The following is a 9644-nucleotide window of genomic DNA, read 5'->3' as shown; positions in this document are numbered from 1 at the left end:
GGAGAGGGCGACGGCATCGTGCCCATGGAAAACTCCGAAGCAGGAAGCGTTGGCGAGACCCTTGACGGCCTCACCCGGTTCCCGCTCTCCATCACAGCCGAGATGTACATGCCCATCCACCACAACCTTGCCTCGCTCGTGCCGCTCGAAGCGATCCGCGTCATCTACGCCCATCCCCAGACCCACGAACAGTGCAGCGACAAAATCGAGCAGTGGGGGATCCCGGTCATCCACACGAGCAGCAATGCATCGAGCGCCCTCGAGGCAAAGAAGACGCCCAATGCCGGCGCCATCCTCTCGACCACGGCTGCGGAGATCTACCATATGCCGGTCATTGTCCGGGACACAGAGAACAGCGCGTTCAACATGACGCGGTTCGTGCGCATCTCCAGGAAGCCCGCCCATGACAAAACACCGGAGAAGTGCAGCCTCCTTATCGACCCGAGCACCGACCGGGCCGGGCTGCTCCACGATCTCCTCGAAGTATTTGCCTCACGGGGGATCAACCTCTCGCGGATCGAATCGCGGCCATCGAAACGCGGGATCGGGAACTATGTCTTCTTCCTGGATCTCGGGTGGACAAAAAAGACTGCCGAGGCGCTTTGCGAACTCCGGAAGATCACGGAGATCAAGGAGCTCGGCTGTTACCGGAAGATCGAGGTGCCGGAATGAATGTCACGCTCCCGAAGATCGGCAGTGTTGACATGCATGTGGCGGCGCCCCCATCCAAAAGTTACACGCACCGCGCCATGATCGCCGGGGCGCTCGCCTCCGGGCGGACAACCATCCGGAACCCGCTCGATGCACAGGATACCCGGCTCACGCTCGCGGCACTCCGCGCCCTTGGCGTCACGGCAGTATGGGACTGCGACCGCATCACGATTGAAGGATGCAATGGTGCATTTCCCACCGTCAGGGAAACCACCCTGGATCTTGACAACTCCGGTACGAGCCTGCGCCTCCTCACCTCGCTTGCGCTCCTCTGCCAGCACCCGGTCACCCTCACCGGGAGCGCCCGCATGCAGGAGCGGCCCATCGGCCCCCTTGCCGATGCACTCATTCCGCTGGGAGGATCGGTCCGTTTCCTGAACCAGGACGGGTATCCTCCGCTGGAAGTGAACGGTCACCTTGAAGGGGGTCCGGTGACCATGGACGGCTCGATCAGCAGCCAGTTCATCTCATCGATCCTGATCGCAGCACCCTATGCCAAACGGGAGATCGAAGTAACGCTTCCGAAACCTGCCGCTTCCGCATCCTACCTCGACATCACGCTCGATGTGATGCACGCGTTCGGGGCACGGGCTGAACGTGAAGGATATGAAAAATTCACGGTCAGCACCCGTCATCATTACACGGGCAGGGAGTATGCTGTCGAAGGCGACTATTCGTCCGCCTCCTACTTCTTTGCCCTTGCAGCAATCTGCGGCGGGAGGGTCACGGTAAAGAACCTTGCGCCGGGATCGGTGCAGGGCGACCGCAGGTTCCAGAACGCGCTCCGCGAAATGGGATGCAGGGTCACCTGCAACGATACCTCAGTAACCGTTGAGCGGACCGGGGAACTCCAGGGCATCACGTTTGACATGCGGTCCTCTCCCGATACGGTCCAGACCCTCTGCATGGTTGCCGCAACCTGCAATTCGCCTACCACGATAACAGGAATCAGTCATTTAAAGTTCAAGGAGAGCGACCGTATCAATGGAACAGCAGATCGCCTTCTGGCGCTGGGCGGGGACGTAACCGTTGGCGGCGATGCCATCACCATCCGCCCTGCCCCCCTGCATGGCGGCACCCTGGACTCAGGCAATGATCACCGCACCGCGATGAGTTTTGCCGTGCTGGGTCTGGGCATTGGAGGGATCACGATAACGGATGCAGCATGCGTGAACAAGTCGTTCCCGGGATTCTGGGACTGCCTGAAGGGTGTCATGCCGTGAAGAGGATTGTCCTGACAGGGTACCGGGGAACCGGCAAGACCGAGATCGGAAAGATCCTTGCGCTGGCATATGCCGTGCCGTTCCTGGACTCGGATTCGCTCATCGAGCAGAAGACCGGCCGCTCCATTCCCGACATCTTCCATGAGGATGGCGAGGAGAGGTTCCGCGATATCGAGCGCAACGTGATAGCCACCCTGCCGGCAGCGGATGCCATTATCAGCACCGGAGGGGGCGCGGTCGTTGACCCGGCCAACATGGTAAGCCTCAGGAAAGACAGCGTAGTCGTCCTCCTCACATCGGATATCGACACCATCGAACAGCGTATCGCCCGCTCGCCCCGCCCGCCGCTGACAAACCTGCCGCTACACGAGGAGATAGCAGAGATGCTGGACCGGCGCCGGCAGCACTATCATGCATCGTCGGATTTCTGCATGGACACGAGCGGGACGACACCCGTCGCAGCCGCGGAGAAGATCATGAGCATGCTCAAAAACGGGATTCCCTCCGCGGCAGCCCGGGCTGACGGGCTCGCATTCTTCCGGGGCGGGAGGCTCCCTGCCCCGGTGCTGCAGCGGCTTGAGCAGATCCTGAACACTCCCCCGGCCGACCCAAAGATCCGCATACTCGGTGTCGCAGGATACCCGTGCGCCCACAGCAGGGGCCCCGGCCTCTTCAACCGGCTCTTTACCGATTTCCATCTCAACAACTACTACACCTTCTTCGAGGACCCGGACATCGGCAGGATCATGCAGGTTGCAAAAGCCATGGACGTCAAGGGCCTCTCGGTCACCATCCCGTTCAAGCAGGACGTGATGCAGTTTCTCGATGAGGTGGACGAGCATGCGGCACAGCAGATCGGGGCCGTGAACACGGTGGTCTTTGCCTGCGGTGCCGCGATCGGGTACAACACGGACTGGCTGGGCGTCCGCAAGCCCCTTGTCCACCTGAAAGGCGCAAAGGCCGTGCTGCTCGGGGCCGGCGGGGTTGCATCCGCCGCAGCCTATGCCCTCATGGACCTTGACATGGACGTGACGATCCTGAACCGGACACCCGCGAATGCCAGGGCTCTTGCACAGCGGTCGGGATGCCGGTGGGCTGCGTGGGATGCCTTTGACCATATCCACCCGGATCTGGTCGTGAACGCAACCCCGCTGGGCATGGAACCGGATACCCGGAGCCCGCTTGCAGAAGATCAGCTGTATCCGGATCTCACCGTCTTTGACCTCGTGTACACGCCGCCTATCACCCCGCTCATCGAGCGGGCGCTGGCAACGGGGTGCAAAACCATCACCGGCACCGGGATGTTCGTAGAACAGGCCCGCGAACAGTTTTACCTCTGGTTCGGGATCGACATCACCGCAGAGGATCTCAGGAAGTATCTCCCATGAACACGTTTGGCACGAATTTCCGGATCACGACGTTCGGCGAGAGCCACGGTGCCGCTGTCGGCGTCGTAGTCGATGGCTGTCCGTCAGGCATTGCAGTAAACGAGAACGATATCCAGCCAGCGCTCGACCGCAGGCGCCCGGGCACCTCCCCGCTGGTCTCTCCCCGGAACGAGAAGGACAGAATCGAGATCCTGTCCGGCATCATGGAAGGAAAAACCACCGGTGCACCGATCGCGATGCTGGTAAGAAATGAGGATGTCCGTTCGCAGGACTATAACGAGCTCCGCACGCTCATGCGGCCGGGCCATGCCGATTTCACGTACCAGCAGAAGTACGGGATCCGCGACTACCGTGGCGGGGGCCGCAGCTCAGGGCGCGAGACGATCGGGCGCGTGGCGGCTGGTGCCATCGCGATGAAGTTCCTGAAAGAACAGCGTATCACGATCCATGGCCGGATCCTCTCCGTCCATGGCAGGACCGGACAGGGCGCGATCGAGTCCGAGATTCTTGCGGCGAAAAATGCCGGGGATTCCGTGGGGGGTATTGCCGAGATCGTGGCAACAGGCTGTCCCTGCGGACTTGGCGACCCGGTCTTTGCCAAGCTGGACGCACAGATCGCGGGCGCCATGATGGGAATCGGCGCCGTGAAAGGGGTAGAGATCGGGGCCGGGTTTGCCGTTGCCGGCCGGTTCGGGAGCGAGAACAATGATCCCATTACCCGGGACGGGTTCCTGAGCAACAATGCCGGGGGGATTCTTGGGGGGATCTCATCCGGGCAGGAGATTGTCGTACGGATCGCGGTGAAGCCAACGCCATCCATTGCGAAACCCCAGAAGACGGTCGACATCCAGGGCAACAATGCCGAGATCACGGTGAAAGGCCGGCACGATCCCTGCATCGTACCCCGCATCATTCCGGTGGCCGAGGCAATGCTCGCGCTGGTGCTCATCGATGCGGTGCTGGAACAGGCAAAGTACCGGAAATAATGTTCTGGCAGGGGGAGGGGATCTCTCCAACCCGGTTTATGTTGGGATAGTTCATGCTCTGGTGAAAACCGGTTTCAGCAGATATGATCGCTGTCCCTATGCATCACGTTGTCCCCAAAGCGAGGTGAGGCATAGTACGATACTCCAGAGAATGGCTATTAATCCACCAATTTTTGCTCTCGTGAATTCAGTTTTCCCTTTGTTGGATTGTTCCTCTTGCGAGAATGCGTCTCCCATGGAGGACGAGGTGCATTGCGATGACACCATATTACCGGTTTATAAAATTTAGCCCTGGGGAAATTCTCTTTCGCCAAGATGGGGGCTGATGCCCCCATACCCCTTAAGGATAACTGCCGCCGCCCCGACGGGCGCCCCGCGGCGGCCTCAATTACCGGTCATTCCTGAAGCCCGAAAATTTTTATTGTAGAGATAGGGTAATATGTCGTCATCGCATCCGGGGATGCCGCGAGCGTGCGGGGCGCAGCCCTGATAGCGCTTGAGATTACTGAATGATTTCAACAGAGCGAAAAACAAACGTTTCTGTACAGGTAATTCACAGGCATCGACAGCGCTCCAGCCCTCCCGGGGGCAGGGATGGCGCAAAGGGGGTGATACACAATTCAGAATAATATTTTCTCCAGGGCATCAATATCGGTCATGGTTCAAGTGCGAACAGCCGTTCATGTTCCTTTCTGAAGAGCAGGTCTTCACCGGTTCCGCCGGGTATCCGGAGTAAAAAGGGAATTCAGATCAGAGATCTGCATAGACTTTCTTGTCAATGACCTTGTACGTGGTGCCTGCGGACTGGACATACACCACGCACCGGTCGCCGCTGCGCGTTCCCATGGCAATGATCTCATTGCCGGGGATAGGCTTGGCGCCATCACTCATGACATATTCCTTGTATTCAGTATCCGAGCTGTACACCCTCATCGTGATCTTCTGGGTAAAAACTTCCCCGGCGCCGCCCTGGTACAGCAGCGAGATCTTCGAGGTCGGGCGGTCCTTGGTCAGTTCCAGGTTCACAGTCTGGGCGGAGGGCATGGCTTCGATGGATCCCGCATCCGACACGACCGCCGATGCCGTGGCTGAAACCGTGACCGGGGCAGCTGTCGGGGTGGCGGCAGCAGTGGCTGGCACAGCAGTTGTTACGGGAGTTGTCCCGGAGTCAGATGTACAACCGGCAATAAAAGCGCATGCAATGAGCGCAAACGAGATGATGATGAGTACCGGACGGGTCATGGATGAACGTTTGACCGTGGTCATTATTTCACAGTTGCGTTTGACGGGTATGCTGATGACCCGGATACCCGTGCAGAAACGTGGCTGGTGGAGACGGGAAACGGTTCGGGGCTTCAGCGGCCAGACAGTTTCTTCAGCTGCACGAACTCCTCAACCGAGTACTGCCCGGCAGCAGTCGGCTCGCCGGTATGGCAGTAGACAAACTCCGAGCCGAAGAGCGGGAGTATGGCCCGTGCGTGCCGGAACTCCGATCCCATGACACCGGTGCAGATCGGCTTGTTCGCTGCCTGCGTGAACGTGAGAAGTTCGATGAGATCCTCATCATTTGCCGGGGTGACAATGATCTTCGGGATATCCCCGTAGGCCCGGAGCTCGCGTTCCATGACAAACAGGATGTAGAGCGGCACCATCCGGCCATCATGGTGCGATGCGATGATCTTCTTACCTGCCGCACGGATCGCGGGGGCATGCTGCGCAAAGGACCGTTCCACGTCGATGTAATCCGCAAACGGGATAAGCGGTTCGATTTTTTTCATCCATTCGTCCGGGGAGCCGAAGAACTGCCCGCCTTCCTGTGCAGAGCGGAGCGTGATAATCACCGGCAGGGAACATGCGGCCTTTGCATCTTTTACCTGCCGGGGCACGTTCCCGTCATACAGGTCAACGCGGAGTTCGATAATCTCGGCGCCCTGCCGCTCTGCCTGTGCGGCAAGCGTGGGATCGGTGAGCGCAGCAACAATCTTCATGTACCCTCATCTTTGATGGCACCAACAAAAAAGATACGCCCTGCATTGACTGAACACCTCTCCCGGAATGGCTCTGATCCCGGAAGATACCTGTTTAACCGCATCGGGCAATAGATCAGATCACTCAATGACCGACGCCGTTTCTTCCCCTGTTCTCCCCCGCATTACCCGTGCAGTAGCGATATGCCTGCTCTTTGTTGTCGTGCTCCCGGTGGGTGCCGCACTGCTCTTCACCCTCCCGCTCACGTCCGTCTTCGCCCTCATCGGCTCAGCCCTGCTCATCGAATACGGTGCAGCGCCGGTGGGAATAGCGCTGGGCCTTTCACCGGTCTATGTATTCCTTGCCCTCACCAGCATTGCCCTTGGTGTCATTCTCGCCCTGTTCGAACTCTTCGATACGGCCGGGGAACAGTCTGCCCGGGTACATGCATTTCTTGAGCAGTCGCGGAAGCGTGCCGGGGAGTCCCGCATCCTTTCGGACTACGGCATCTTCGGGCTGGTAATTGCCGTCCTGGTTCTCGGGATTTACCTCTGCCCGCCCATTGCATGGGTATGTGGCTGGGACCGGAAACGATCGATCGCCCTGATCCTTGCCGGCTTCTGCAGTGCATCGGTTGCGCTCATCTGCACGACAACGGAAATTATGGCAGTTATCTTCCCTGCGGGGGGGTCATGATGACATCACGCACCACCCTCCCGGAACTTCTTGCCCCGGCCGGGTCGCCGGAAGCGTTCCGCACCGCCATTGCTGCCGGGGCTGATGCGGTTTACCTGAGCGGGAAACGCTTTGGAGCACGCAGATATGCCGCTAACTTCTCGGACATTGAGATCCAGGAAGCCGTTACCTATGCGCACGCACGGGGCATCCGCGTGTACGTTACGGTAAACACCCTCATCCATGACCGGGAACTGGCCGGTGTCATGGAGTACCTTGCATGGCTCTGGTCCATCGGTGTTGATGCCGTCCTCATCCAGGATACCGGCCTTGCCGCGCTCGCACGGGAATACCTTCCCGATCTCACCATCCATGCCTCGACCCAGCTGACCATCCACAATGCGGATGGCGTGCGCTGGGCGCACGGGCACGGGTTCTCCCGGGTTGTGCTTGCGCGGGAGCTTATGCTTGACGAAGTGACCCGGATCGCTGACGAGACAGAAGATACCGGTGTCGGCCTCGAAGTGTTCCTCCACGGTGCCCTCTGCTACAGTTACTCCGGCCAGTGCCTCCTCTCCTCCGTAATTGGTGGAAGGAGCGGGAACCGGGGCATGTGCGCACAGCCGTGCCGGAAGCCTTACACGCTGGTGACCGGGGAGACCGATGCCTACGGCAGGCCCGGACACCTAAGAGAGATCCCCACGAACGGGAAGTATCTCCTCTCCCCAAAGGATCTCTCTACGTACCGGCACCTGCCGGAACTGGTGAACTCCCCGGTTGTGTCGCTGAAGATCGAAGGGCGGATGAAATCCCCGGAATACGTTGCCATTGTCGTATCGTCGTATCGCCGGGCACTCGACGCCATTGCTGCGGGCACCTGGAAACCATCCGAAGAGGTGATCCGCGATCTCCTCCTCGCCTTCAACCGGGGATTCACCCAAGGGTACCTCTTCGGCGACCGGTACAATTCCCTGATGGGCCGCGATGCTCCCGACAACCGGGGCCTGCTGATCGGGCGCGTGATAAAATCGTACCAGGATACCAGCACCGCCATCATCCGTTCCGTTCTGCCGGTCCTTCCGGTTACCGGTGACGGGTTGTTCATTGTAACCCCGGAGAACCCGGAGTCCGGCTGCGGGTTCGCGCTCAATACCACCCCCAAACCAACCCGGGATGGATACGCTCTTATCGTACCCTCGCCGGTGCCGGACGGCGCATCCGTCTTCATCACCTCTTCCCGCGATCTCGAAAACCGGGCACACCGGATCATGGCTAAACCATTCCCGGACCTGCTCCGTTCCCTGCAGGTAGACCTGGATATCTCGGTGGATCCGGAGGGTTCGATCCGGTTCGAGGGTGAGATCGCCCGCCCGGATGGCACGCTCATCCCGGTCTCATTCCATCCCGATCGCAGGCTGGAACCCGCACGTACGCACCCGCTCACCCGGCAGCAGATGGAGGAGCAGTTCCGGAAGACCGGGGGAACACCGTTTGCCGTCCGCCGGTGCAGGATCCAGTATAACGAACAACTCTTTGCCCCAGTTTCCTTGCTGAACGATCTGCGGCGGGAATTCTTCAGGATTGCCCTTGAGAGGCTGGATGCTGCATCCCGCCCTTCCGCTGCGGATGTTGAAGCGGCGCGCTGCCGGCTGAAGGAACAGCCGGTCACTCCCCCCATGGCAGCCCTGCCTGCCGGCCCGGTACCGGCGTTACCCCTTTCACTCTCCGTTTACACCGATTCGCTGGAGGGGATTCGTGAAGCGGTTGGTGCCGGTGCCGGCACGATCTGTTTTGAGCCGCTGATTGCGACACCGAACCATACCTGCGGGTGCGATATCCCGGTCCCGACGCTTCGTGCACAGGTCCTTGCGGCGCTGGACACCTGCCGGGAGGCCGGGGCACATCTGGTCTGGAAGATCCCCCGTATCACCCATGACACTGAACTTGCACTCCTGATGCCGGATCTGGTTTTTCTTCACGAACACGGGCTTGCTGCCTGCATGACCGGGAATCATGGTATTGCCTGTGCGATCAGCCGGGCCATTCCCCCGCTTGCCCTGCACGGTTCATCAGGACTATCGGTCTTCAACCATCGCGCGGTGGGGCAGAAGTCGCCATCATACGCGCTCCTGACCATCTCTCCGGAACTCTCCCGGGACGAGATCGGCATCCTTGCCTCGCTCACCGGGCAGCAAGAGCACCTGCCGGTCCTCTCCCTTATTGTCCAGGGATGCAGCGAGGCGATGATCACCGAGGACTGCATCCCCCGCCTGGCCCTGCACTGCCACCCGGACCGTGCGGTGCATGACGACCTTCACGGACCTGCTTTCCTTGGCATATGCGACGAGACCGGCCGGATGTTCCCGGTCAGATCTGACGGGAGTTGCCGGACCCGGATCGGCAATGCATCCGAACTCTGCCTCATCGATATGCTCCCCACAATCCGGGATATGGGAATTGCCGACATAGCCATCGATGCCCGCAATCGTCCTCCGGCGTACACGGGAAAAATAACGGCAATCTACCGGGATGCAATCCAGGCTGCCGGGACCGAAACCGGCAGATCCCGGGACACGACCCTTATGCAATTAAAAGAGCAGGTAAAACAGATCGCCCTTGGGGGGATCACCACGGGACATTTCGTGCGCGGGCTTAAGGAATAATCCGGGCATACCTACGGGATAGCGTGAGTT

The 9644-nt window shown here is 59.9% G+C and carries 8 protein-coding genes; 6 read left to right on the top strand and 2 right to left on the bottom strand.

Annotation, left to right across the window (positions count from 1 at the left end):
• The 4 genes from LUQ43_RS08155 to aroC form a co-directional block, all read left to right on the top strand.
• On the top strand, window positions 1–672 hold a 672-nt coding region (locus tag LUQ43_RS08155; RefSeq protein WP_299966126.1), incomplete at its 5' end, for a prephenate dehydratase domain-containing protein.
• Window positions 669–1934 (top strand): 3-phosphoshikimate 1-carboxyvinyltransferase, encoded by a 1266-nt coding sequence (gene aroA / locus LUQ43_RS08150; protein ID WP_299966124.1) that lies wholly within the window; start codon window positions 669–671, stop codon window positions 1932–1934. The genes LUQ43_RS08155 and aroA, both read left to right, overlap by 4 nt.
• Entirely contained in the window at window positions 1877–3322 is a 1446-nt protein-coding gene (aroE, locus tag LUQ43_RS08145) for a shikimate dehydrogenase (protein WP_299966121.1), read from the top strand. Before aroA ends, aroE begins: the two co-directional genes overlap by 58 nt.
• A complete protein-coding gene (gene aroC, locus LUQ43_RS08140) occupies window positions 3319–4308 on the top strand; it encodes a chorismate synthase (protein ID WP_299966118.1) in 990 nt (329 codons plus the stop codon). Before aroE ends, aroC begins: the two co-directional genes overlap by 4 nt.
• Before the next feature lie 750 nt (window positions 4309–5058).
• Here the strand turns inward: aroC and LUQ43_RS08135 are convergent.
• Together LUQ43_RS08135 and LUQ43_RS08130 are read right to left on the bottom strand one after the other, a co-directional pair.
• On the bottom strand, window positions 5059–5550 hold the full coding sequence (locus LUQ43_RS08135) for a hypothetical protein (RefSeq protein ID WP_299966116.1): 492 nt from the start codon (window positions 5548–5550) through the stop codon (window positions 5059–5061).
• A 113-nt stretch (window positions 5551–5663) separates the two neighbouring features.
• Window positions 5664–6296 (bottom strand): type I 3-dehydroquinate dehydratase, encoded by a 633-nt coding sequence (locus tag LUQ43_RS08130; protein ID WP_299966113.1) that lies wholly within the window; start codon window positions 6294–6296, stop codon window positions 5664–5666.
• Window positions 6297–6423: 127 nt separating this feature from the next.
• Between LUQ43_RS08130 and LUQ43_RS08125 the strand changes: the two genes are divergently transcribed.
• Both LUQ43_RS08125 and LUQ43_RS08120 read left to right on the top strand, forming a co-directional pair.
• Window positions 6424–6972 (top strand): small multi-drug export protein, encoded by a 549-nt coding sequence (locus tag LUQ43_RS08125; protein WP_299966111.1) that lies wholly within the window; start codon window positions 6424–6426, stop codon window positions 6970–6972.
• Window positions 6969–9614, top strand: a complete 2646-nt coding sequence (locus tag LUQ43_RS08120; RefSeq protein ID WP_299966108.1) for a U32 family peptidase — start codon at window positions 6969–6971, stop codon at window positions 9612–9614. The genes LUQ43_RS08125 and LUQ43_RS08120 overlap by 4 nt, the downstream gene beginning before the upstream one ends.
• Window positions 9615–9644: the final 30 nt, after the last annotated feature.

Source organism: Methanoregula sp. (assembly GCF_028679125.1).
GTDB lineage: Archaea > Halobacteriota > Methanomicrobia > Methanomicrobiales > Methanospirillaceae > Methanoregula.
Note: the sequence above shows the minus strand (reverse complement) of the source record. Positions and strands in the feature narration are given on the sequence as shown.

What these genes read in the sequence shown, in the direction of transcription:
- aroA (WP_299966124.1), top strand. Translation starts at nt 669, where the DNA reads ATGAATGTCACGCTCCCGAAGATCGGCAGTGTTGACATGCATGTGGCG.
- aroE (WP_299966121.1), top strand. Translation starts at nt 1,877, where the DNA reads ATGCGTGAACAAGTCGTTCCCGGGATTCTGGGACTGCCTGAAGGGTGT.
- aroC (WP_299966118.1), top strand. Translation starts at nt 3,319, where the DNA reads ATGAACACGTTTGGCACGAATTTCCGGATCACGACGTTCGGCGAGAGC.
- LUQ43_RS08135 (WP_299966116.1), bottom strand. Translation starts at nt 5,550, where the DNA reads ATGACCCGTCCGGTACTCATCATCATCTCGTTTGCGCTCATTGCATGC.
- LUQ43_RS08130 (WP_299966113.1), bottom strand. Translation starts at nt 6,296, where the DNA reads ATGAAGATTGTTGCTGCGCTCACCGATCCCACGCTTGCCGCACAGGCA.
- LUQ43_RS08125 (WP_299966111.1), top strand. Translation starts at nt 6,424, where the DNA reads ATGACCGACGCCGTTTCTTCCCCTGTTCTCCCCCGCATTACCCGTGCA.
- LUQ43_RS08120 (WP_299966108.1), top strand. Translation starts at nt 6,969, where the DNA reads ATGATGACATCACGCACCACCCTCCCGGAACTTCTTGCCCCGGCCGGG.